This is a genomic window from Klebsiella sp. 18074 (genome assembly GCF_902705905.1).
Taxonomy (GTDB): domain Bacteria; phylum Pseudomonadota; class Gammaproteobacteria; order Enterobacterales; family Enterobacteriaceae; genus Klebsiella; species Klebsiella terrigena.
The window spans coordinates 39,781-62,377 of the sequence record NZ_CACSIS010000006.1 but is presented as its reverse complement, the minus strand read 5'-3'; the positions used below and the strand labels follow the sequence as shown (position 1 = coordinate 62,377).

Genomic DNA, 22,597 nt, shown 5'->3' with positions numbered 1-22,597 from the left:
TTACCGGCAAGGGAAGGGTGAACGATGTCTGAAAAACGACAGCTGCGTCTTGGCACCATATTACACGGCGCCTCGGGAAATATGTCCGCCTGGCGTCACCCGTTAGCGCAGGCGGATGCCAGCATTAATTTTGAGTTTGTTAAGCAAACGGCGTTAAAAGCGGAAGAAGGGAAGCTCGACTTTATATTCGTCGCCGACGGCCTGTATATTAATGAGAAATCCATCCCGCACTTTTTAAACCGCTTTGAGCCGCTGACGGTGCTCTCCACGCTGGCGGCGGTGACCCGCAACCTCGGCCTGGTGGGCACGCTATCCACCTCCTATAGCGAGCCCTTTACCACCGCGCGCCAGTTCGCCAGCCTCGACCATCTCAGCCAGGGCCGGGCGGGCTGGAACGTCGTCACCTCTCCGCTGGAGGGCTCGGCAAAAAACTTCTCCCGCGCTCAGCACCCCGACCATGCGCTGCGCTATCGCATCGCGGATGAATATCTAAAGGTGGTTAAAGGGCTGTGGGATTCATGGGAAGAGGACGCCTTCGTGCGCAATAAGGCCAGCGGCCAGTTCTTTGATAAAAATAAGCTGCATGCCCTCGATCATCATGGCGACTTTTTTAAGGTTGCCGGTCCGCTGAATATTGCCCGCACGCCGCAGGGGCGTCCCATTATATTTCAGGCGGGTGCTTCTGATGATGGTAAAAAGCTGGCGGCAAGCCATGCCGACGCCATTTTTACCCATCAGGACTCTCTTGAGGAGGCGCAGGCGTTTTATCGCGATGTTAAAGGCCAGCTCGCGGCGTACGGCCGTCAGGAAGATTTGCTGCATATTTTCCAGGGCGTCAGCATCATCGTGGGCGACAGCGCCGAAGACGTGGAGCAGCAGTATCAGACCACTGCCGCGCTGGTATCGATTGAGGATGCTCTGAACTACCTCGGACGCTATTTCGAACATCACGACTTTGCGCAGTACCCGCTTGATGCGCCGTTCCCGGACATCGGCGATCTCGGACAAAACAGCTTCCGCAGCACCACGGATGAGATCAAGCGCAGCGCCCGCGAGCGCGGCCTGACCCTGCGCCAGGTGGCGCTGGAAGCCGCCAGCCCGCGTCCGCGCTTTTCCGGAACGCCGCAGCAGGTCGCCGATGGTTTGCAGCAGTGGTTTGAACAGCGGGCCGCCGACGGTTTTATTATCCAGGGCGGCACGCCGGACGCATTCCCGCGCTTTGTTGACCAGGTGGTGCCGCTTCTGCAGCAGCGGGGGCTGTTCCGCGAGGCGTATCCCGGCACCACCCTGCGTGCAAGCTTAGGGCTGGCCGAGCCGGTCAATCAATTCCAACAACAATAATAAGAGAACACCCGCTATGCAGAAAAAGTCACTTATCCTCGCGCTCGCCCTGGCCGCAAGCGCTTCGTCGTGGGCGCAGGAGGTCAATATCAACGGCACCGGGGTCAGTCTTGAAGCCAATAAAGCGCCGGTGCATACGGCAAAAAATCCGCAGGCGATTGCCCAGCTGCCGAAGGATCTGCGCCTCGCGGTAGCGGGAAAATTCACCGTCGCGGTCGCAGCGCTGAACTCGCCGCCGCTCACCGTCTTTTCCGACGATAACAAAACCCTGCTCGGCAGCGAGGTGGATATCGCCCGCCTGGTGGCCGATAGCCTCGGCCTGCAGCTGAACGTGGTCCCGACCTCCTGGGAGGACTGGCCGCTCGGCGTGGTCTCCGGCAAATATGATGCCGCGATCAGCAATATTACGGTGACCAAAGAGCGCAAAGAGAAGTTTGATTTCGCCACCTACCGCAAGGATTCGCTGGGCTTCTACGTCAAGAGCACCAGCCCGCTGAGCAAAATTGACAAAGCGGAGGAGATTGCCGGCCTGCGCATTATCGTCGGCTCCGGCACCAACCAGGAGGCCATTCTGCTGGCGTGGAACGCGGAGAATCTCAAGAAGGGGCTGAAGCCCTTTACCCCGATCTACACCAAAGATGACGCCGCGCTGACCCTCGCCCTGCAGTCCGGCCGCGCCGATGCCTTCTTTGGTCCCAACGTGATTGGCGCATGGAAAGCGGCGCTCACCGGCAAAACCAGGCTGGTGGGCAGCGTCGACGGCGGCTGGCCAAAGGCGGCGCATATCGCAGTGACGCTGAAGAAGGGCAGCGGCCTGGTCACCCCGGTGCAGACGGCGCTGAACGGCACCATTCAAAGCGGCGACTACGCCAAAGTGCTTAACCGCTGGGGGGAAGGCGTCGAGAGCATCCCGCAGTCAGAGATTAATCCGGCCGGACTGGGCGATTAACAGGAGTCAGTATGAGCGACGTATTCCGCGATGTTTCACCCGAAGCCCTTGAGCTGCAGCCGGTTATTGACGGCCTGTTTGCCGAGTACGCTTCGCGCTACGGGGACTATTTTTCCCGCGATGCCGAAGTTGAGCTAACCGAATGGTATCTGGCGCCGCAGGGGCTGTTTATCGTACTCGAGCGCGAGGGGGAGATTATCGCCACCGGTGCCTACAAGCCCAAAGACGCCAACACTGCCGAAATTAAACGCATCTGGACCCACCACGCGCTGCGCCAGCAGGGGCTGGCGGCAAAGGTGGTGCAGGAGCTGGAGCGTCGGGCGGTGCTGGCGGGCTACAGCCATATCTACCTGACCACCGGCTTTCGTCAGCCGGAGGCGGTGAAGCTCTATTTGAGCCAGGGCTATGAGCCGCAGTTCGACCTCGACCGCAACCCGGAAGAGTACAGCCAGTCGCCCTATGACGGACGGCTGCGGTTTAGCAAAGCGCTGGCGGTTAGCGCGCTAGGCCAGAGCGCCTGAGGAGCAACGATGAAAACATCTGAAACGATAAAAGTTATCCCGGCGCGCTATCCGCTGCGCGCCGTCGGCGCGGTGCTGGCGCTGCTGGTGCTGGCCATCGTCGTGCAGTCGGTGGCCTTTAACCCCCGCTGGGAGTGGGCGGTCTTCGCGCGCTGGTTCTTTGATCCGGTTATCCTCGAAGGGCTGGGGCAAACGCTGCTGCTGACCCTGCTCGGTACCGTGCTGAGCGTGATCTTTGGCGGCCTGCTGGCGCTGGCCAGGCTCTCCTCCTCGTGGCTGCTGAGCAGCCTTTCCTGGGGATATATCTGGCTGTTCCGCTCGCTGCCGCTGATCGTGGTGCTGATTATTCTCTACAACTTCTCCTATCTGTACGACACGCTGTCGCTCGGTATTCCCTTTACCAGCATCAGCTGGGGCAGCTATCAAACCATCAACGTGCTGGGGCAGTTTTCCACCGCGGTAGTCGGGCTGACGCTGGTGCAGAGCGCCTATACCGCGGAAATTATTCGCGGCGGCTTCCTCGGCGTCGATCACGGTCAGTATGAAGCGGCGGCGGCGCTCGGCCTGCCGGCATGGCGGCGTACCCTGCGCATTATTCTGCCGCAGGCGCTGCGCACCATTTTACCCTCCGGCTTCAATGAAATTATCAGCCTCGCCAAGGGGACGGCGATGGTCTACGTCCTGGCGATGCCGGAGCTGTTTTACACCATCCAGATGATTTACAACCGCACCCAGGAAGTGATCCCCCTGCTGATGGTCGGCGCGGTGTGGTACCTGGCGATCACCAGCGTACTGTCGCTGATCCAATATCTGGTCGAACGCGCGCTGGCGCGCAGCGAACGCCGCTCGGCGGTAAACAGCCCGCGCCGCAGCCGCCTTGCCGAACCGTCTCGTTCATCGCAGCCGCAGGAGCCTGTCCATGCCCAACTCTCATAACGGCCATATCTCGATTACCGGCGTCAGCAAATATTTTGGTCGCCATAAGGCGCTGGACGATGTCTCTCTTGAGATCGCGCCCGGCACGGTAACGGTGATCCTCGGCCCTTCCGGATCGGGAAAATCCACCCTGCTGCGGGCCATTAACCACCTCGAGCGCGTTGATGAGGGCTTTATCCAAATCGATGGCGACTATATCGGCTATCGCCGCCAGGGCGACAGGCTGTACGAGATGAAGGAAAAAGAGATCCTCCGCCAGCGCGTGAACGTCGGCTACGTATTTCAAAACTTCAACCTGTTCCCGCACCTGACGGTGCTGGAAAACCTGATTGAGGCGCCGATTGCCCACGGACAGGCCAGCCGCAAGGAGGCCATCGAGCAGGCCTACGATCTGCTCGACGTGGTGGGGCTGCGCAACAAAGCCGATGCCTGGTCGCGGCATCTCTCCGGCGGTCAGCAGCAGCGCATTGCCATCGCGCGGGCGCTGGCCCTCAAGCCGCGGGTGATTCTGTTTGACGAACCCACCTCGGCGCTGGACCCTGAGCTGGTGGGCGAGGTGCTTGACGTTATCAAGAAGCTGGCGCGTTCCGGCACTACGCTGGTGGTGGTGACGCATGAGATTGGTTTTGCGCGCGAGGTCGCCGATCAGGTGGTCTTTATGGTCGATGGTAAAATCATTGAGCAGGGCAGCAGTGATGAGGTCCTTAACCATCCGCAGCATCAGCGCACACGGCAATTTTTATCGAAGGTGCTTCCGGCATGAGAAAAGGACTTCTGGTATTAATGATGGGTATTATCCCGGCGGGGGCGCAGGCGGAGATTGACCTGCAGGCCAACGAGCGGCCGCTGCCGGTGACGGCGGACAGCCGGGCGATTGCGCAGATCCCGGCGAACTATCGCTTCGTTGAGCCCGGGACGCTGACGGTGGCTATCTCGGCGCTGAATTCACCGCCGCTGGCGCTGCTGGCGAGCGATAACCGCACGCGCATCGGCAGCGATCCGGATATCGCCCGCCTGCTGGCAGGCAGCCTGGGGCTGCGGCTCCGGCTGGTGCCGACGGCGTGGGAGGACTGGCCGCTGGGCATCACCTCCGGGCGCTACGACGTGGCGCTGGTGAATATCGCGGTGACCGAGCAGCGCAAGCAGAAATTCGATTTCGCCACCTATCGCGTCGATTCCCTGGCCTTTTCCGTTAAATCCACCAGCCCGATAGCCAGGGTGAGCGGCGCGGCGGATCTTGCCGGGCGGAAGGTGATTGTCGGCTCCGGCACTAATCAGGAGCGTATTCTGCTCGGCTGGAACGCCGAGAACGAAGCGGCAGGGCGCCAGCCGGCGCTGCCGGTGTACCTGACCGACGACGCCTCGGGTAATCTCTATATCCAGTCCGGACGCGCCGACGTGTTCTTTGGCCCGCAGTCGGTGGCGGCCTACAAAGCGGCGCTGACCGGGACGACCAAAGTCGTCGGCCTGGGGCCGAAAAAGGCTTACGTTGCCACCACCACCAAAAAGGGCAGCGGCCTGGTGTACGCGCTGCAGGCGGCGCTCGACGGGGCGATAGCCCGCGGCGAGTACCAGCAGGTGCTGGCGCGCTGGGGGGAACAGGGGGAGGCGGTAACGCAGTCGGTGGTCAATCCGCCGGGGATTACCTACTAAAAAGCCGCTGCTTCGCAGGAGTGTGTTGCGAAACAGCGGGGGCGAACTCTCGCCAGGTTTGATAATCAGGCCGCGCGAGGCGTCAGGTTGATACGATCCAGCGGCCCGACAATAAACAGATAGGAGAGCAGGCCGAGCAAGCCCATCGAGCCGACGTAGAGAATGGCGTAATCAAACGAGTGGGTATTGGCAATAATGATCCCAATGACCAGCGGCGTGATGATGCTCGCGAGGTTACCGCACATATTGAAGACCCCACCGGCGATACCCAGCATCTCCTTCGGTGACGTATCGCTGAGGATACACCAGCCGAGATTGCCAAAGCCTTTTGCAAAGAAGGCCAGACTCATAGCGGCGATAACCACGACCTCAGAAGCGGTATAGTTAGCGACGACGATGACGCAGGAGAGCAGCATGCCGCAGATAACCGGTATTTTGCGGGCAGTGGTCAGACTATGACCGCGTTTAAGCAGCCAGTCGGAAAATAGCCCGCCGAGCAGGCCGCCGATAAACCCGGCAATGGCCGGAATGCTGGCGACAAAACCGACCTTCAGAATCGACATTCCTTTCGCCTGGTAAAGATAAGTCGGGAACCAGGTCAGGAAGAACCAGGTAATGGAGGTGACGCAGAACTGGCCGATATAGACGCCGATCATCATGCGGTTTACGCAGACGCTTTTGATCTGCGCGAGGGTTAACTTGCGCTGCGTTTTTTTGCTGCCTAATTCCGGCTCGCCGCCGCCCTCGCGAATATATTCAAGCTCCTGCTGATTTATTTCCGGGTGATGCAAAGGGTCCTTGACCTTAATCAGCCAAAATATCCCCAGGACCACCCCGATGGCGCCAATATAATAGAAGACATAATGCCAGCTTAAATTATGCAAAATGATCGTCATGAGCGGTGTGATAATGCCCAGCGAAATATACTGCGCCGCCTGATATACCGAGGTGACAAACCCGCGCTCTTTATTCGGGAACCACTGCACGCTGAGGCGGCTGTTGGCGGGGAAGGCCGGGGCTTCTATCGCGCCCATCATCAGGCGCAGAATAACCAGCACCACCAGCGGGCTGGCAAACAGAAAGATCGTCCCCTGGAACATGGTCACCACCGACCAGCCGATTAGCGCGCAGCCGTACACCAGCCGCGAGCCGTATTTATCCAGCAGCCAGCCGCCGGGGATTTGCATTATCACGTAAGAAATACCGAACACGGAAAAAGCCAGACCCATGGCCTCCGGATCGAACCCGAGCTCTTTACTCATAATCGGTGCGACGACCGACAGCGTGGCGCGGTCGGCATAATTAAATACGGTGGCCAAAAAAAGAAATAATAAAATACCGTAACGCACGTTGCTGCGTTTTAATTGTGTATTCACTTTTCAACTCCGTTTCAGGGTTGGTGATGTGGGTACAGCAAGTCAGGGGCGGGAGGGGTGATAAAGTGATATCCGCCGGTCGTTAATAACTATCCCTGGCCGTAAGCTGACCGGACTACGCAAGGGTGGGGGATGCGCTTATCCCCCAGCCCGGCCCCGGTGCTTTCGCTCAAGGGCCGGGAAATAGCCGGCACAAGCATCAGGGGCGCTGGCCAAACTCGCAGCTGTGCTGGGTCCAGCGGCGCGCCTGCTCGCTCAGGGTGAAGCCCAGCCCGTGGCGTTCAGAAACCCACATCCGCCCATCGCGCAGCTCAAGCTGCTCGTTAAACAGCGGGTTTAGCCACTCGAAATGCTCCAGCCAGGGCTCGAGCGGGTAGGCGGCGGAGAGGTGCAGATGCACTTCCATCGCAAAATGCGGGGCCAGCTTGCGGCCATGCTTCGCCGCCAGATCCATAATCTTGAGGAAGGGGGAGATACCGCCGACGCGCGGGGCATCCGGCTGCACGAAGTCGCAGGCGTTGCCGAGGATAAGCTGTTCGTGTTCGCGGAAGCTGGTCAACATCTCCCCGGTTGCAATCGGCGTGTCCAGCGCGGCGGCCAGCTGCGCGTGGCCTTCGATGTCGTAGGCGTCGAGCGGTTCTTCAATCCAGATCAGATTAAACTGCTCCATTTTGCGCCCCATACGAATGGCGGTTTCGCGGTCCCACTGCTGGTTGGCGTCAACCATCAGCGGGAAATCCGGCCCCAGCGCTTCACGCACCGCCGTCAGGCGACGGATATCCTCGGCGGTGTTCGGCTGACCCACCTTCAGCTTGATCCCGCCGATGCCGTTTTCCCGGGAGATAGCGACGTTTTTCAGCACCTGATCCAGCGGCGTATGCAGGAAACCGCCGGAGGTGTTGTAGCACTGCACCGAATCGCGATGGGCGCCGAGCAGCTTCGCCAGCGGCAGTCCGGCGCGTTTGGCTTTCATATCCCACAGCGCAATATCAAGCGGAGAGATGGCCTGTACTGCCATGCCGCTGCGCCCGACGGAGGCGCCCGCCCACAGCAGTTTGGTGTAGATCTTGTCGATATCGTTGGGGTCTTCGCCGAGCAGGTTATCGGCAATCTCTTTGGCATGGGCGTAAATTCCCTGGCCTCCCGCGCGCTTGGAATAGCTAAAGCCTACCCCTTCGAAACCGTCGCGGGAGCGGATTTCGGCGATAATAATCGCGACTTCGGTGAGCGGTTTTTGCCGCCCGGTGAGGACTTTGGCATCGCTGACCGGCGTGGCTAAGGGGAGAAAAGCCAGGGAGAGCTTAACGTGCTCAATGCGGTCGCCGGTTTCGGCGGCGGTTTTGACGGCGGTGGTTTTGGCGTAGGTCACGGAGCTGGAATTGGCGCTGGCGGTCATGGCATGTTCCTTACGAGTTATAAAATGTTTGCGCTAACATTTTTAATCCAGCTTTTGTGTTTCGACCACAGGAGTGCGTTTAATTTGTACAAACGATCACAATTTTAGGTTATTAGTGGTAAAATTATGCAAGTGACATCACGATCCAAAATAGTCTGTGAAATAGCACAACTATTAATGATAGCGATAACATTTTATCTCTCAGGTTGTTGATCCTCATGGGGATGCGCGGGCGGGTGCTGGCAATTGGCTGGGGCATCATCAATAATGCCCGCTGGGAACGACTCAACACAGGGGCTTAGCCGTGAAAAGCAGAAAACCGACGCGCGTGCCGACGCTGGATGATGTTGCCCGCACGGCGGGGTTATCATCAATGACGGTCAGTCGGGCGCTAAATACGCCGCAGCTGGTGCGGCCTAAAACGGTGGAAAAGGTGCTGCAGGCGGTGCAGTCCACGGGCTACATTCCCAATGCGCTGGCCGGCGGATTGGCTTCGCGACGCAGCCGGCTGATTGCCGTAGTGGTTCCGCAAATCAACAACAATATGTTTGTCGACACCATCCAGGCTCTGAGCGATACCCTTGCGGCGCGCGGTTACCATATGCTGCTGTGCGTCGCGGGCTACAGTCGGGAGACCGAAGCGGAGCTGGTGGCAACCCTGCTCTCCCGTCGCCCGGACGGGGTCGTGCTGACCGGCATTCAGCATGCGCCGGCGTTAAAGAGAACCATCCTCAACGCCGCCATCCCGGTGGTGGAGATTTGGGATCTGACCCCGACGCCGCTGGATATGCTGGTGGGCTTTTCGCATGAGAAAGTTGGCGAGACGATAGGCGAGTTTTTGCTGCACAAGGGCTATCGACGCCCGGGGCTGTTGTGGGCAGGGGACGCGCGAGCGGCGCTGCGTAAGCAGGGGCTGTGCGCCAGGCTGGTCAAAGGCGGTATGAGCGATGCGCATCAGGTGGCGGTTCCGCTTCCCGCCTCGCTGGCGCTGGGACGCAGCGGTCTGGCCCAGCTGCTTGACGCCGGCGAGTTCGATATTATCGTCTGCAGTTCCGATACCCTGGCGCAGGGGGCGATAATGGAGGCTGAAAGCCGCGGCCTGCGCGTGCCGAAGGATTTAGCGGTGATGGGTTTCGGCGATCTGGATTTTGCCGCCAGCAACCGGCCGGCGATTACCACCGTAAGCGTCGATCGCCATGCGATTGGCGAACGCGCGGCAACCCTCCTCGCCGACCGCATTGAAGGCGTGGGGGAAGGGGAAGCAATTATCGATCTGGGCTATCATTTGCTGGAGCGAGAGTCGGCGTAGGCACGCCGTTAAATAGCGCGCGACGGGCTTTTTTTCCGGCTTTCACCCGACACCCGACGTTTACCGTGGAGGCCGAACATGATCACCGTCTATGGCGTACCGGGCTGGGGGTCGGCAATCAGCGAACTGATGCTGACGCTGGCCGAAATCCCGTACCACTTTGTTAACGTTGAGGGTTTTGATAAACCCGGACCACAGCGCGACAGCCTGATGCAGATAAACCCGCTGTGCCAGGTACCCACCCTTAAGCTGGCGGACGGCAGCGTGATGAGCGAATCTGCCGCGATTGCCTTAACCATCCTCGACCAGCGGCCGGACCTCGCGCCCGAGCCAGGAACGCCGCAGCGACATCCGTTTCAGCGCCTGCTGATTTGGCTGGTTGCCAACGTCTATCCCACCTTCACCTACGCGGATTACCCGGAGCGCTGGGCGGCGGATGCGCCGCAGCAGCTGCGGGAAAACTGCGTGAACTATCGCCGGTCGCTCTACCTGTGGCTGGAGCAGCAGCTCGTCGCCGGGCCCTACGCGCTGGGCGAGCGGATAAGCCTGCTGGACTGCTATATCGCGGTCATGTGCTCGTGGGGACCGGGACGGGAGTGGTTTGAAGCGCACACGCCGAAATTCGTCGCCGTCGCGGATGCGGTATATCAACGCGCCGAGCTGGAGGCGGTGTTGCGCCGCAACGAGCTGATTTAAGGCACAAAATGAAAACCGGCGCGCCCGGGCTGTGGTAGTTTTATCGTTCTGACAATAAGGAGTCTGCTATGCCGCATGTTGATATTAAGTGTTTTCCTCGCGAGCTGAATGATGAGCAAAAAGCGGCGCTGGCCGCCGATATCACCGCCGTATTAGTACAGCACCTGAACAGCAAGGAGAGCTCGGTGAGCGTGGCCCTGAAGCAGGTTGACCCGAGCGACTGGCAGCAGGTGTGGGACAGCGAAATCGCCCCGCAGATGGCGCAGCTGATTAAGAAACCCGGTTACAGCATGTAGCGGCTTCGGTTTCCCGAAGTCGGCGCTCAGCGCCTGCCTGGGCGACAAAAGCCGGTGCTCTTTGTCGCCCAGGCAGAACGGTTCGCCGCTTACCCGGGACTCACGCCTTAGAACCAAATCTCGGTTTGCACACCGAAGTTCCAGTTTCCGCCGGCTGTGAAGCCTTTGCTGCCGAAATCATCGTTAATGGCGTAGCGATCCAGCGCCTTATCCCAGTTCATCCACGTCACGAAGAACCGAATCTCCGGCCGCGCTTTAATATCAAACACGTCGCCGACCTTAAAGGTCGGGGCGAAGGTCAGCTTATAAAAATCACCGCTTACCGCCTGATACTGATGGACTTCGTCGTTGTAGCGATAGGTTCGTCCGTTGGGGTTCAGGTCCATATACTGCCACGAGGCCTCGTACAGCAGCGCGAAATTGCGGGTGATGCCTTGAGAAAGCCGCAGGTTGAAGGTCGCCCAGTCGTAGCGGTCGCCGTCGCGGTAGCGGCTTTCGCTATGCTGGGCGATGACTGACGGCGCCAGCTCCCAGTTTTTCCCCAGCGGCAAAATACCGTATGACGCAAAGCGCAAGGATTTTGCATTCTCGGTGAGATCGCCATCGCTGCCGGGCTGACGTGCTTCGGCCCCAAGGCCGCCACCGTACTGTAAGGCGCTTTCGGATACCCCCGGCGCCAGGCCGAAGAACTGCTGCTTATCGTGATAGGCCAGCATCGCGTAGTAGCCGCTCTTCGCGGTATTGTCGCTGCGCAGAGCGTAGCTGCCGGTGGTGGAGGTGTTATCCTTCAGGTCATCGTTGCCCTGGGCAGTCATCGCGGTGGTCATCAGCTGCCAGTTGTTCCAGAAGTGGTTAGCGGTGAACATCAGGTTCTGAATATCGTTATCTTCATAATTGTCGCTACCCAGATCGCCAAAGTTGCGCGCATAGACCGAATAATCGCCGCGCAGATTGCTGCCCCAACTGACGTCGTTGATGCCGCCGCCGGTACCGCCGAGGAACATAATGTCGCTGTCGGTAAAGTGAATATCGAAATTGTCGCGATCGAAGCGCTTGCCTGCCCAGATAGAGGCGTTCTCAAAGGGTCCGGAAAAATCGGCAAAGCCGCCCATTTCGACGTACAGCTGGCGCACGTTCAGATGGTGGCTGTCGTTATCCTGGACCCACGGGTCCGGGTTGGTGGCGCCATCGGCGAGCATGGTTTTGAAATGCGCCCACGAGCCGTCGCTAAAGGTCATTTTCTTGCCAAAGCTGAGCTCCACGTAGTTATCCTTCTCGTTGCCGAGACGGCCAACGTGGGCATCGCCGTTGAGCGAGCTGGCAGGGGAGATCCCCGGGCCGCCGCGCGCCCCTTTGCCGTGGCTATCCACCAGCATGCCGGAGCGGGCGTAGGCGTTAAACTCAAAGCCGTCGCCGGTCGAGGTTTTCGCCAGCTGGCTATTGATCTGCTGGTTGGTGACCTGCTGCTTTTGCTCGCTGGCGGCGGTCCGCTGGCTGAGCGCCTGCACCTGTTTCTCCGCCGCTGCCGCGCGCTGTTCCGCCGCGGTTGTGCGCTGTTCTGACTGCTGTGCGCGGCGGTTGGCGTCTCCCGCTTCCTGCTCCGCATGATTGAGCCGGGCCTCGAGCTGCGCCAGTCGTTGTTCGATGGTCAGCGGCGCGGCGCAGACGCCGTAGGCCGAAAAAAGAGCGCAGCAAACCGCTGCGCTAATCACAGAGATACGCATAAGAATCCTTATTTCTTTCAGAGGTAAAGAGGTGGGGACGCCTTACATGGCGTGATTTTCTCCGCCGGCCGACGGGCTTTCCGGCGGCGCGCGGCGACCGGCGTCGAGGTCGGCGCGGATCTGCTCGTAATCATCGTCGAGACGATAGAAGCGGCCAATCCACAGCATCGACGCGACAATCAGCAGCGCCGGGATGTAGAGATAGCAGGCTTTAATCGCCAGCATCGCGCTCTCGTTCTGCGCCTGATTGGCGACATAGCCGCCGGAAGAGAGCAGTACGCCGGTAATCGCTCCCGCACCGGCCATGGCAACTTTGCCGAAGAAGCCGTTGATTGAGGTTAAAATTCCCGCCGTGTTGATGCCGGTTTTCCACACGCCGTAATCCACCGGATCGGCCTGCATGGAGAAGTAAATGGCGGTACGCTGGCCGGCGCCCAGAGACAGCACGATCGCCCCGGCAATCAGCCCCCAGCTATTGACGCCCGCGGCCATCATCATGCCCATGCCGACAAGGTTAATGGCGCTGGCAATCAGGTAGACGTGACGCTTTTTCATCCGCCTGGCGAGCAGCGGCACGGTGAGAGTGCCCAGCAGCGGAACGAAGGTGGAGATCCCGGCGACGATGGCCGTCAGATCGTTGTTGCCCACGTAGTAGTGGAAGAAGTAAACCAGCGCGCCGGTCTGGAAGAAGAACGCCCCCCACATCAGGAAGATATTGCTGGCGAACACCCACCACGGACGGTTGGCGCGCAGGCTGACCCAGGCGCGTTTCAAGGTCATTCGTTCCTGGGTAATGCTGATGTTCTCCTTAACGTTGCGGAAGCTCACCAGCAGGAAGAACGTTGCAATGACGCCGAAAATGACCGCGGTATAGAAGAAGCCGTGGGCCTGGCTGCCCTTGCCCAAAGCGCCAACCAGCGGCAGGGTCGCTACGGCAACAATCGTGGCCCCGAGGGAGCCCAGCAGAATTCGCACCGCCGAGAGGGTGGTTCGCTCACGCGAATCGCTGGTCAGGAACGGCAGCATCGCGCAGAACGGAATATTGACCAGCGTATAGAGAAACGACAGGCACAGATAGGTGATGAAGGCGTAAAGCAGCTTGCCGGTAGTGCCGAAATCCGGCACGTAGAAGGCCAAAACGCACAGCAGCCCGAAGGGGACTGCACCAAGCAGCAGGTAGGGACGACAGCGCCCCCAGCGGGTGGTGGTGTTATCAATCACCAGCCCCATTAGCACGTCGGCGAAGCCATCCACCAGGCGGGTCACGAGGAACATCAGGCCGACATAATAAGCGGGAAGTCCCATTACGTCGGTGTAAAAGAACATCAGATACAGAGAGATAAGCTGCCACACGAGGTTGCAGGAGAGGTCGGCGATGCCGTAGCCCAGGCGCTGCCGCCACCGGCTAAAGGTTGTTTCTGCCATAAAATATGCTCGCTTATTGTTGTTGTTGTTGTTGTTGTTAAAGTCCGTACTGGCGAATAAACCAGGCCGGGGTACAGCTCCACGCATGGCAATAGCTGTTGATCAGCTTGCTGCCATAAGGGGAAAAGTCAGGTTGCGCCGGGTCAAAAACCTCCCAGAAGGTGTCGGCGCCGTAATCGACCATTGCCCCCCAGTAGGCTTTAATCTCCGCAATGGCCTCGTCGCGTAGCCCGCACTGCAGCAGGGCGGCGACAAAGTGGTGGCGCAGGTAGGGGGTATTCATGGCGATGGCCGGGGGATTTTCCCGTAAATTGCGCATTATTTCCCGGCACTGCTCTGCGCTGCCGGTTTCCGCCAGCACCAGCCAGATCTGCGAGGCCCAGGAAACCTGTCGCCCGGCGCCGCTAACGTAAAAGCCCCGTTCCGGGTCCCAAAGCTCGCGCTGGGCCGCCGCTTTTAGCGCCTGCAGACGATCGCCGAGCGCAGGTGCCAGCTCGGGTTCAAAACGCTCTGCCAGCCAGATAGCGCGCTGCAGGCAGTAAATCAGCACGCCCTGCGCCGCGGCCTGTTTATTCAGCGACGCCTGCCAGTCGATAAAGACCCACCAGTCGTCGCTATCGCGCACCAGGTTGGCGTCATCGCAGCGGGTTAGCGCCAGCTCAACCTGGCGGCGCGCTGTTGGCCACAGCTGCTGAGCGGTGGCGCTATCGCCGGTGCTTTGCAGATAGCCGTAGAGAACATCCACGAAAAAGAGCGAATAATCAAAGAGAAAAGTATCGTCGGCGATAACATCTGGCTGGACGAAGACGTTGGCGGAGACCATGCCGTCCTCCCGGGTATGGCCGGCAAAGAGGTACAGGCAGCGGCGAACCAGGTCGTGGCGGGTAAAGGTGACGTCGTTGACCAGCGCCTGCAGGCGTAAATCACCAAGCCACAGGCGGCGGTCGCGTTTAGGCCCGTCTTCGAAAACTTCCTGCATACAGTTTTTCAAGGTCACTACAGAGACCCGGTCGATAGCCTGCAGCTGCGGGTCCGTCGTGGTTCCGGGCAGGCAGGTTTCGCTCGCTGAGGTCACGGCATTCAGCCAAATTTTCCCAACCCGAAGGCGGAATTTCTGCGATACGGCCTTCACCTCCACCTTCAGGTAGCGAAAGCAGTAGCGGCGGGGCAGGTTAACCTCTGCGGGCAGCACGTCGAGCCACAGGTCCTGCTGCTGCAGCCAGCTGCTGCTCAGCCAGCCCTGATATTCGCTGAACGGCTCGCAGACTTCGCTGAGGGTTTCACCGAAGGTAAAGTGCAGATGAGCCGGGGCATCCGGCGGGCTGCCGACGGCGGAGCAGGCGAAATGCAGGTAGCCGACGTAGTGGCTGCCGAAATCAATGATAAAGCTGTCACCGCGGGTCAGCTCGCGCTGATAAAGCGCTTCGGGTGTGCTGACCGGCTGCGCCCGCCAGCCAAAGATGGCCTGCGGATCGACGTGGGCGTCGATAACCGCCTGCGGCTGGTGAGTCCGGCTGCTGAGCGCCGGCCTGAGCGCCTCGGCGGCGCGTAAAAAGTCCTCGTGACGGGTCATCGTGACCTCAGAGTTGTGTTGGATAGCCTGCGACATACTACGTCCTCTACGTTTATTTATCCGCAGCATAAGACGCCGCCACCCGCGTCAACCACTCTGGCAATGCCAACGCACCGCGGGATATGGCACTGATGGTGTGGTGGGCTGGTTGGCGATCACAATTCCATAAATTTGGCTCGTGAGCGCCGGTAAAATGCATTATCTTGCCCTTGCGCCGTATGCCGTTTTGGACTTCGTTAATGATGACACTGACCGTTGAATATTATTTCGCCCATCCGCAGGACAAACTGGCGATGTACGCCAGTGACCCCGAAGATAACAGCCATGAACATAGTCACGAGTTTGCCGAACTGGTGATCGTCGAGCACGGGCATGGTCTGCACGTTATTAACGGCCGGCCGCTGTATATTCAGCAGGGGGACGTTTTTTACGTGCAGCCGGGCGATATGCATTATTATGATGAGCTCGGAACGCTCAAGTTAATAAACGTTCTGATTAACCCTTTCGTTGAATTTCATTATTTGCAGAATGTCGATGCGTTATTACGAAAATTCTCCGCGCAGCGTGCCTCATGCTACGGTTGGCTGGCCCCTGATACCCGCCATATCTGTAAGGGGTTGGTTGAGAAGATATTCTCGGCGGATTTTCAGCGCAGTGAAAACAGCGCGCTGCGCGAGGCGACTTTCTTTCAGCTGGCGACGACGATACTGCATGCTGAAAGCGAAGCGGAATATAGCAATACAAAATATAAATTACATAAATTACTCACCTGGCTGCAGGACCACTGTTTTGAAGAGCATAACTGGCAGCTGCTGGCCGATAAATTTCACCTGACCACCCGCACCGCCTTTCGCCATATTAAAGAGGCGACCGGATTAACTCCGGATAATTATATAAAACGCCTGCGCCTGGTTTCAGCGAGGGTAAAGCTGCGTGAAACCGATATGACCATTACCGAAGTGGCCTATTTATGCGGCTTCGCCAACAGTAATCACTTTACCACCCTCTATAAAAAGGTTTTTGGCCTCACTCCCAGCGAAGACCGGCGCCGGCTGCAGCGCTGAGGCCGTCGCTGCGTCATCGGCTGGCGTGGGCTAAATTGCGCATCGCGCGCCGAGCATAAAGCAGCCCCAGCCGCGAACCGTATCCGCCGGGTGCGCCAGGCAGCGCTGCTGGGCCGTCGGTTGGGCCTCACTCAACAGCAGGTTATACCCTGCGCGTCAAGGTTCTCCGACGGCGGCGGCAGCTCCGGGAAAACAGCACGCAGCAGCGCCGGCATGGCTTTCAATAAGGCCATCGCTCTGCAGACCGTTGAGCAGGCCGGTAATGGTCAGCGCGGCTGACTCCCGCCTTTTCCGCCAGCACGTTGGGCGCCAGACCTTCCGCCGCAGCGTTGAGCAGAAACAGCAGCACAACGCGGCCTTCGGAAAGACCTCAGGGCGCCAGCAGCACGGCACAATCGCGATCGAGCCAGCGACAGAGTTTGAAAGCAAAGGCGAATATTGTCGAGATCGACAAGCTGATGGCGTTCAGCCTCCTGTAGCAGAGAGCGGTATTTTTGTTCAAGCTCCATTGCGGCCTACGAAATGTAGTACGGCGCCTAACTATGTGATCGAGCCAGGACAAGGTCAACGGTAAAAGGGCGGGTTCTCGGCATCGGTGTGAATAAGCGGGCCGGCATTAACCCGCCCGCTGCGGCAGCCAGGCTACTCTTCCGGCGTGTTCGCCCGAACGTGACGTCCGCTGGCGACAAAGTTGCCGGTGCCGAGATGATGCAGCGTATTGAGCTTATCATCGTCGAACTGCCAGCGTCCGGTGACGAAAGCCCGTTCATCGGCGGCGGCGGAAACCACTTCGCCAAACAGGGTGTCGTACTGCTCCTGAGCGGCGGTGGGCGGCAGCAGCCGACACTCCATCCACGCCAGGCACTTCTCCTCAATCAGCGGCAGGCCGAGCTCCGGACCGTTCACCACCGGAATGCCGTAGGCGTTGAATTTATCCTCATCGCGCCCGCTGATGCTGCCGACCGCGTAGGTCCAGCTGGCGGCGGCCACGCCCGGCACCACGATGCCGAAGGTCCCGTTGCGCTCAATTATTTCCCGCGTCCAGGCGCTCTTATCGACCACGATGGCGACGCGGGGCGGCGCGAACTCCACCGGCATCGACCACGCGGCGGCCATCACGTTGCGGCGCCCGGACTGACCGTCGTAGCTGGTTATCAGAATGGTGGGGCCGTGATTGAGCAGGCGACTGGCGTACTGAAGTTCGACGTGGCGAAAGCGGCTCATATGCGTTCCTTGGTAAATGGGTCTGATGCCAGACAACACGTTAAGCCGCAATGAAAATGTAATCAATACGTCATCCAGGCTCCCTATAGTTGGCGGCACTAAGTCCCAAAGAGGATAACAACATGTTAGCTCCCCTGTATTTATCGCAGGTGGGCGCGGCCCGGCGGTTTTCGACCGTTGGTAGAGTATCGCTTTCCCAACGGGGAGGGCAATAATGTGCGCGCTTACCGGCATCAAGCTTGATAGCGTCTCCTTCGCTTTCGGCGCCAACACCGTTCTCAATAATATCGATCTGCATATCGAAGCGGGCAGCATCGTCGCGCTGCTGGGGCCATCCGGCTGCGGCAAAAGCACGCTGCTGCGCCTGCTGGCCGGGCTCACCGTACCCGCCAGCGGCGAGATCCGCTTTGGCGACCGCCTGGTGGCGAAAGCCGGCTGGGGTATGGCCCCGGAGCAGCGCGATATCGGCATGGTTTTCCAGGATTACGCCCTGTGGCCGCACATGACCGTGGCGCAAAACATCGCTTTTCCGCTGCGCATGCGCGGGGTGCCACGCGGCGAACGCCAGACGCGGGTCAACGCCGCGCTGGCGAGGGTCGGGCTGACCGGCTTTGCCGAGCGTAAACCCTCCGGCCTCTCCGGCGGCCAGCAGCAGCGCGTCGCGCTGGCGCGGGCTATTGTCGCCGAACCTCGCGTGCTGCTGTTTGACGAACCCCTCTCTAATCTTGACAGCGAGCTGCGTGAATCGCTGTGCATCGAGATGAGCCGTCTGCTGCGCCAGCTTGGCATCACCGCCGTCTACGTCACCCACGACCGCCGCGAAGCAGAGCTGCTGGCTGACCGCATTGTGCATTTATCGGCGGGCAGCGTTGCTGCCGTCCGTATTGTTACTTCATCCTCAGGGGAACCCGCATGAAATCCGTTATGACCTTTAAGAAAGGAGCAGCGCTCGCGATGATGCTGTCGGCCACGATGATCTCCAGCGCCCACGCGCTAACCGTTTACACCGCCGGTCCCGGCACGCTGGCGAAAGGCCTCGCCAGCGGTTACGAAAAGAAAACCGGCGTTAAGGTCAATATCTTCCAGGCCACCACCGGCAAGGTGATGGCGCGTCTGGAAGCCGAGCAGGCCAACCCGCAGGCGGACGTGCTGATCTCCGCCTCGTGGGACACCGCGGAAGATCTGCACGCTCGCGGCTGGCTGCTGGCGTATCAAAGCGCCAACGCCGACAAGGTCCCGGCCAATCTGAAATCGGCCGACTACGTAGCGCAGGGCATTTCGGCGCTGGGGATCGTCTGGAACAGCAAAAGCGGCACGCCGGAGCCGAAGGAGTGGCGCGACCTGACGGAAGCGGCGTTTAAGGATAAGGTGACCACCCCGGACCCGGCGCTGTCCGGCGCATCCCTGGATTTGCTGATCGGGCTGCAGAATGGGATGGGCGATAAGGCCTGGGCGCTGTTCGATGCGCTGAAAAAGAACGGGATGGTGGTCAGCGGGCCGAATGCGCAGGCGGTGACGCCGGTGATGCAGGGCGCAAAAGCGGCGGTATTCGGCGCGGTGGACTACGTCTCTTACGGCAATATTAGCCAGGGCGAATCGCTGAAGGTGATTTTCCCTGCCAGCGGAACGGTGATTGCGCCGCGCCCGATGATGATCCTGAAAACTACCCAGCACGCTGACGATGCCAAAGCCTTTGTCGACTACGTCCTGTCGCCGGAAGGTCAGGCGATGGTGGCGGATGCCTGGCTGATGCCGGCGCGGTCCGACGTCCCGGCAAAGCGTCCGCTGCTTAACGAGCTGAAGGTTCTGCCGACAAGCGGCGACGGCAGTAGCGAACGCCGCGCGGTCCTGGCCCGCTTCAACACGCTCTTCGCACAGTAATCTGCCTTTCCTCTCTCCGCGGCGGGCTCGCGTTGGCCTGCGCGCGGCGGAGGATCCTTCGCTTGCAGGAACATACGGTGAATCAAAAACTTATTTCTGGCGCTACGCTAGCGGCGCTGCTGGTGCTGGTGGCGCTGCCGCTGTTTTTTATTGTCTTACAGGCGGTATTTCCCCACTTCAGCGCCGGTTCGCTGGCCGGGGCGTTTAGCGGCGTAGCGACGCTGTTTGCCGATCCGCAGCTTCCGGCAATGCTCGGCGGCACCCTGTGGATCGCCTGCGGCGTGGCGCTGGTCAGCGTCGCCATCGGGCTCCCGCTCGGCGTGCTGCGCGGGTTGTTCAACCTGCCGCTGCCGCGCCTTTGGGACCTGCTGTTCTTAATTCCTTTTCTCACGCCGCCCTATATCGCCGCGCTGTCGTGGATGCTGGTATTGCAGAGCAACGGCTATCTGCAGCAGCTCACCGGCTGGGATCTCAACGACTTGCTGTTCAGCCGCAGCGGGATCGTGCTGGTGATGGCGCTGAATATTTTCCCGGTGGTCTATTTTGCCGTCTCCCGCAGCCTGCTGGCGAGCGGGCAGCGGCTGGCTATCGTGGCGCGCGTGCACGGCGCCAGCGCCTGGCGCGCCTTCTGGCATATCACCTTGCCGATGCTCTCTCCGGCGCTGGCGGCGGGTATGCTGCTGGCGTTCACCCTGGCGATTGAGGAGTACGGCGTTCCCGCGGCGCTGGGCTCCCGGGCGGGAGTGGTGATGCTGACCGTCGGGATCGAGAAGAAGCTCGCCGACTGGCCCATCGATCTCAACGGCGCGTCGCTGCTCTCGCTGCTGCTGATCGTCGTCGCGCTGCTGGCCTGGTGGCTGCAGCGCCGGCTGGTGGGGGATAAAGAAGTGACCAGCGTGACCGGAAAACCCGGCGAGAACAGCGGGGCGACGGCGGGCTGGTTTACCGTTCCGGCACTGCTGTTGATGGCGACGGTCGCCGGGCTGGCGGTGGTGCTGCCGGTGGCATCGACGGTGGTCACCAGCCTGATGGGCACGCTGTCGGGCGGGATCGGCGCGGATAATTTTACCTTTAACCACTTTATTGCGCTGTTTAACCAGCAGGGCGATGCGCTTTCGGCGCTGGGGACCAGCCTTTCTCTGGCGCTGGCCTCGGCGCTGATTGTTGGCCTGCTGGGGCTGGTGGCGGCGTGGCTGGTGCTGATCCAAAAAATACGCGGCAGCGCGATTATCGATGCGCTGTCGCTGATGCCGGCGGCGCTGCCCGGCGTGGTGGTCGGGGTGGGGCTGATTCTGCTGTGGAACCGCCCGTTCTGGCCGGTTTCGCCGTATAACAGCTGGTTTATGCTGCTGCTCTCCTACTGCTGCCTGCTGCTGCCGTGGCCGGTGCGCTACGTGGGCAGCGCCCTGCGCCAGCTCGGTAATAATCTGGAGCCGGCGGCCAGGGTGCACGGGGCTTCACCGCTGCAAGCGCTGCGCCTGATCGTCCTGCCGCTGGTGTTTCCGGCGCTGCTGGCGGCGATGCTGATGGTGTTTGCGGTCGCCTCGCGTGAACTGGTGACCTCCCTGCTGCTGGCTCCGGCGGGCACCCAGACCGTGGCGGTGTTTATCTGGCGTCAGTTTGAACAAGGTTCAGCGGGACAGGGCATGGCGATGGCGACGCTGACCCTGCTCACCGGCCTGACGCTGATGCTGAGCGCCCTGGCGCTGATGCAGCGCAGCGCGCGCTGAGCCGCACGACCGCACAAAAATACCGGTGAGGCGGGAAAAATACGCTATAAATGACGCACACCGAATGCTGGAGACATTGATGAGCCCATTTTTACGCGCCTATTTTTCTCGTCTGGGCTGGACGGGAACCCCTGATGCGTCGATTAACACCCTGCGTACGCTGCATATCCACCACAACAGCGCGATCCCGTTTGAGAACCTCGACGTTCTGCTGCCGCGGGAGATCCATCTTGACGATCGGTCGCTGGAAGCGAAGCTGATTAACGCCCGCCGCGGCGGCTACTGCTTCGAGCAAAACGGCCTGCTCGAGCGGGCGTTGAGCGAGATTGGCTTCTCGGTACGCAGCCTGCTAGGGCGCGTGGTGCTGGCGAATCCGCCGCAGATGCCGCCGCGAACCCATCGCCTGCTGCTGGTTGAGGTGGAGGGCGAGCGCTGGATTGCCGACGTCGGCTTCGGCGGGCAAACGCTGACGGCGCCTATCAGGCTGCTGGCGGACGTTGAGCAGCAGACCCCGCACGGGGTTTATCGCCTGCTGCACGAAGGCGAGCGCTGGACGCTGCAGTTCAGCCATCACGAGCACTGGCAGTCGATGTATCATTTCGATTTAGGCTATCAGTTTGCCGCCGATTACGTGATGGGCAATTTCTGGTCCGCCCACTGGCCGCAGTCGCATTTTCGCCACCATCTGCTGCTGTGCCGCCACATGGCTGACGGCGGGAAGATGACCTTAACCAACTTCCACTTTACCCACTGGGATAGTAGCCGGGTGGTGGAGAAGGTCGATTTGCCCGACGTGGCGGCACTGTATGAAACGCTGCAAACGCGATTTGGCCTCGGGGTGAATGACGCGAAGCACGGCTTTAGCGAGGCGGACCTCGCGGCGGTGATGGCGGCGTTCGACACCCATCCGGATGCGGGTAAATAGCGACGCCATTTAAGCGCCGGCAGCGCTGCCGGCGCTTAACGCGGAATAGGTAAAGATTGGTCTTGCGCGCTACTCGGTATCTGGAGGTGAAGCGCGGTTTTTCTACATAACCTTTGACGAGGCTTTGCTCAACGACGATGAAATACAAAAGGCTATGCCGGCCCCTGATCCGGATCATTCAGCGCTTCCAGATTATTCATACTGTCGACATCAGCGGTAAACTGCCCACTATTCATTGCTGAGTGGATATGACATCTGTGGAATTTTTTGCGACAAAATAATTAACTATGAAAGATATTTTCCCGGAGAGTATCAACGAGCGCCGAAGGCATCCAAAGTTTTTTATTAATTATTGATGGCCGTGAAATATGAAATTTATATAGCCGTCGGAAAATCAATAACTTGTTGGTTTTAAGTTATTGTTGCTTTTGTTTTTTCGGATTGTGTTTTTAGCGACTTATGCCATTATTTCATAGAAAAAATAGCGGTTAGTTAATTTGTTATGATGCTATTTTAAATATCTCATCTTGAATATATACTCTAAATAATTCAAGTTGCAGGACGGCGGCAAGGGAGTG

Annotated in this window: 19 protein-coding genes and 1 pseudogene; 14 read left to right on the top strand and 6 right to left on the bottom strand. The window is 59.7% G+C overall.

Annotated elements, in window-relative coordinates; translation table 11 throughout:
* Positions 1-24 precede the first annotated feature (24 nt).
* The 5 genes and pseudogenes from GVK32_RS29090 to GVK32_RS07890 all read left to right on the top strand — a co-directional run bounded on the left by GVK32_RS29090 (position 25) and on the right by GVK32_RS07890 (position 5,400).
* Positions 25-2,290: pseudogene (locus GVK32_RS29090) on the top strand (NtaA/DmoA family FMN-dependent monooxygenase).
* A gap of 11 nt (positions 2,291-2,301) precedes the next feature.
* The gene (locus GVK32_RS07905) at positions 2,302-2,811 is read left to right on the top strand and encodes a GNAT family N-acetyltransferase (RefSeq protein WP_159869991.1); all 510 of its coding nucleotides are present in this window, start codon (positions 2,302-2,304) and stop codon (positions 2,809-2,811) included.
* 9 nt (positions 2,812-2,820) lie between these two features.
* Entirely contained in the window at positions 2,821-3,747 is a 927-nt protein-coding gene (locus GVK32_RS07900) for an amino acid ABC transporter permease (protein WP_159869988.1), read from the top strand.
* Positions 3,731-4,510 carry an amino acid ABC transporter ATP-binding protein gene (locus tag GVK32_RS07895; protein WP_159869985.1) on the top strand — a complete coding sequence of 260 codons (780 nt, stop codon included), beginning with the start codon at positions 3,731-3,733 and terminating at the stop codon, positions 4,508-4,510. Before GVK32_RS07900 ends, GVK32_RS07895 begins: the two co-directional genes overlap by 17 nt.
* A gap of 23 nt (positions 4,511-4,533) precedes the next feature.
* A complete protein-coding gene (locus GVK32_RS07890) occupies positions 4,534-5,400 on the top strand; it encodes a transporter substrate-binding domain-containing protein (protein WP_165972972.1) in 867 nt (288 codons plus the stop codon).
* A gap of 65 nt (positions 5,401-5,465) precedes the next feature.
* Here GVK32_RS07890 and GVK32_RS07885 read toward each other — a convergent pair whose 3' ends face one another.
* Positions 5,466-6,776: an MFS transporter gene (locus GVK32_RS07885; protein WP_159869979.1), complete on the bottom strand. Its 1,311-nt coding sequence runs from the start codon at positions 6,774-6,776 to the stop codon at positions 5,466-5,468.
* Positions 6,777-6,975: 199 nt separating this feature from the next.
* Positions 6,976-8,172, bottom strand: coding sequence for an L-talarate/galactarate dehydratase (locus tag GVK32_RS07880; RefSeq protein ID WP_159869976.1), 1,197 nt, complete (start codon positions 8,170-8,172; stop codon positions 6,976-6,978).
* Positions 8,173-8,476: 304 nt separating this feature from the next.
* Here GVK32_RS07880 and GVK32_RS07875 point away from each other — a divergent pair, with 304 nt between their 5' ends.
* The 3 genes from GVK32_RS07875 (at position 8,477) to pptA (ending at position 10,473) form a co-directional block, all read left to right on the top strand.
* On the top strand, positions 8,477-9,481 hold the full coding sequence (locus GVK32_RS07875) for a LacI family DNA-binding transcriptional regulator (RefSeq protein ID WP_159869973.1): 1,005 nt from the start codon (positions 8,477-8,479) through the stop codon (positions 9,479-9,481).
* Positions 9,482-9,559: 78 nt separating this feature from the next.
* Positions 9,560-10,177, top strand: coding sequence for a glutathione S-transferase family protein (locus GVK32_RS07870; protein ID WP_159869970.1), 618 nt, complete (start codon positions 9,560-9,562; stop codon positions 10,175-10,177).
* A 68-nt stretch (positions 10,178-10,245) separates the two neighbouring features.
* Positions 10,246-10,473, top strand: coding sequence for a tautomerase PptA (gene pptA / locus GVK32_RS07865; RefSeq protein WP_159869967.1), 228 nt, complete (start codon positions 10,246-10,248; stop codon positions 10,471-10,473).
* A 107-nt stretch (positions 10,474-10,580) separates the two neighbouring features.
* Here the strand turns inward: pptA and GVK32_RS07860 are convergent, their stop codons facing one another.
* From GVK32_RS07860 to GVK32_RS07850, 3 genes are read right to left on the bottom strand one after another with little or no spacing between them, the layout of a single operon-like run.
* The gene (locus GVK32_RS07860) at positions 10,581-12,197 is read right to left on the bottom strand and encodes a carbohydrate porin (protein WP_159869964.1); all 1,617 of its coding nucleotides are present in this window, start codon (positions 12,195-12,197) and stop codon (positions 10,581-10,583) included.
* A gap of 42 nt (positions 12,198-12,239) precedes the next feature.
* Positions 12,240-13,622: an MFS transporter gene (locus tag GVK32_RS07855; RefSeq protein ID WP_159869961.1), complete on the bottom strand. Its 1,383-nt coding sequence runs from the start codon at positions 13,620-13,622 to the stop codon at positions 12,240-12,242.
* A gap of 37 nt (positions 13,623-13,659) precedes the next feature.
* Positions 13,660-15,231, bottom strand: a complete 1,572-nt coding sequence (locus tag GVK32_RS07850; protein WP_159869958.1) for a sugar hydrolase — start codon at positions 15,229-15,231, stop codon at positions 13,660-13,662.
* Positions 15,232-15,434: 203 nt separating this feature from the next.
* Here GVK32_RS07850 and GVK32_RS07845 point away from each other — a divergent pair, with 203 nt between their 5' ends.
* Entirely contained in the window at positions 15,435-16,259 is an 825-nt protein-coding gene (locus GVK32_RS07845) for a helix-turn-helix domain-containing protein (protein ID WP_159869955.1), read from the top strand.
* Positions 16,260-16,349: 90 nt separating this feature from the next.
* On the top strand, positions 16,350-16,538 hold the full coding sequence (locus tag GVK32_RS28860; RefSeq protein ID WP_200842848.1) for a hypothetical protein: 189 nt from the start codon (positions 16,350-16,352) through the stop codon (positions 16,536-16,538).
* A 363-nt stretch (positions 16,539-16,901) separates the two neighbouring features.
* Here the strand turns inward: GVK32_RS28860 and GVK32_RS07835 are convergent, their stop codons facing one another.
* Positions 16,902-17,483, bottom strand: a complete 582-nt coding sequence (locus GVK32_RS07835) for a flavin reductase family protein (RefSeq protein ID WP_159869952.1) — start codon at positions 17,481-17,483, stop codon at positions 16,902-16,904.
* Positions 17,484-17,694: 211 nt separating this feature from the next.
* Between GVK32_RS07835 and GVK32_RS07830 the strand changes: the two genes are divergently transcribed.
* The 4 genes from GVK32_RS07830 to nhoA all read left to right on the top strand — a co-directional run bounded on the left by GVK32_RS07830 (position 17,695) and on the right by nhoA (position 22,019).
* Entirely contained in the window at positions 17,695-18,399 is a 705-nt protein-coding gene (locus GVK32_RS07830; RefSeq protein ID WP_200842852.1) for an ABC transporter ATP-binding protein, read from the top strand.
* Complete coding sequence (locus GVK32_RS07825; RefSeq protein WP_159869946.1) at positions 18,396-19,364, top strand: ABC transporter substrate-binding protein; 969 nt, start codon at positions 18,396-18,398, stop codon at positions 19,362-19,364. The genes GVK32_RS07830 and GVK32_RS07825 overlap by 4 nt, the downstream gene beginning before the upstream one ends.
* Positions 19,365-19,441: 77 nt before the next feature.
* Positions 19,442-21,094 carry an iron ABC transporter permease gene (locus GVK32_RS07820; protein WP_159869943.1) on the top strand — a complete coding sequence of 551 codons (1,653 nt, stop codon included), beginning with the start codon at positions 19,442-19,444 and terminating at the stop codon, positions 21,092-21,094.
* A gap of 79 nt (positions 21,095-21,173) precedes the next feature.
* Positions 21,174-22,019, top strand: a complete 846-nt coding sequence (gene nhoA / locus GVK32_RS07815) for an N-hydroxyarylamine O-acetyltransferase (protein ID WP_159869940.1) — start codon at positions 21,174-21,176, stop codon at positions 22,017-22,019.
* The last annotated feature ends 578 nt before the right edge of the window (positions 22,020-22,597 follow it).

Excerpts from the sequence above, each read along its gene's own strand:
- GVK32_RS07845 (WP_159869955.1), top strand. The coding sequence starts at position 15,435 with ATGATGACACTGACCGTTGAATATTATTTCGCCCATCCGCAGGACAAA.
- GVK32_RS07855 (WP_159869961.1), bottom strand. The coding sequence starts at position 13,622 with ATGGCAGAAACAACCTTTAGCCGGTGGCGGCAGCGCCTGGGCTACGGC.
- GVK32_RS07895 (WP_159869985.1), top strand. The coding sequence starts at position 3,731 with ATGCCCAACTCTCATAACGGCCATATCTCGATTACCGGCGTCAGCAAA.
- pptA (WP_159869967.1), top strand. The coding sequence starts at position 10,246 with ATGCCGCATGTTGATATTAAGTGTTTTCCTCGCGAGCTGAATGATGAG.
- GVK32_RS07835 (WP_159869952.1), bottom strand. The coding sequence starts at position 17,483 with ATGAGCCGCTTTCGCCACGTCGAACTTCAGTACGCCAGTCGCCTGCTC.
- nhoA (WP_159869940.1), top strand. The coding sequence starts at position 21,174 with ATGAGCCCATTTTTACGCGCCTATTTTTCTCGTCTGGGCTGGACGGGA.
- GVK32_RS07890 (WP_165972972.1), top strand. The coding sequence starts at position 4,534 with ATGGGTATTATCCCGGCGGGGGCGCAGGCGGAGATTGACCTGCAGGCC.
- GVK32_RS07860 (WP_159869964.1), bottom strand. The coding sequence starts at position 12,197 with ATGCGTATCTCTGTGATTAGCGCAGCGGTTTGCTGCGCTCTTTTTTCG.
- GVK32_RS07870 (WP_159869970.1), top strand. The coding sequence starts at position 9,560 with ATGATCACCGTCTATGGCGTACCGGGCTGGGGGTCGGCAATCAGCGAA.
- GVK32_RS07825 (WP_159869946.1), top strand. The coding sequence starts at position 18,396 with ATGAAATCCGTTATGACCTTTAAGAAAGGAGCAGCGCTCGCGATGATG.
- GVK32_RS07850 (WP_159869958.1), bottom strand. The coding sequence starts at position 15,231 with ATGTCGCAGGCTATCCAACACAACTCTGAGGTCACGATGACCCGTCAC.
- GVK32_RS07880 (WP_159869976.1), bottom strand. The coding sequence starts at position 8,172 with ATGACCGCCAGCGCCAATTCCAGCTCCGTGACCTACGCCAAAACCACC.
- GVK32_RS07900 (WP_159869988.1), top strand. The coding sequence starts at position 2,821 with ATGAAAACATCTGAAACGATAAAAGTTATCCCGGCGCGCTATCCGCTG.
- GVK32_RS07905 (WP_159869991.1), top strand. The coding sequence starts at position 2,302 with ATGAGCGACGTATTCCGCGATGTTTCACCCGAAGCCCTTGAGCTGCAG.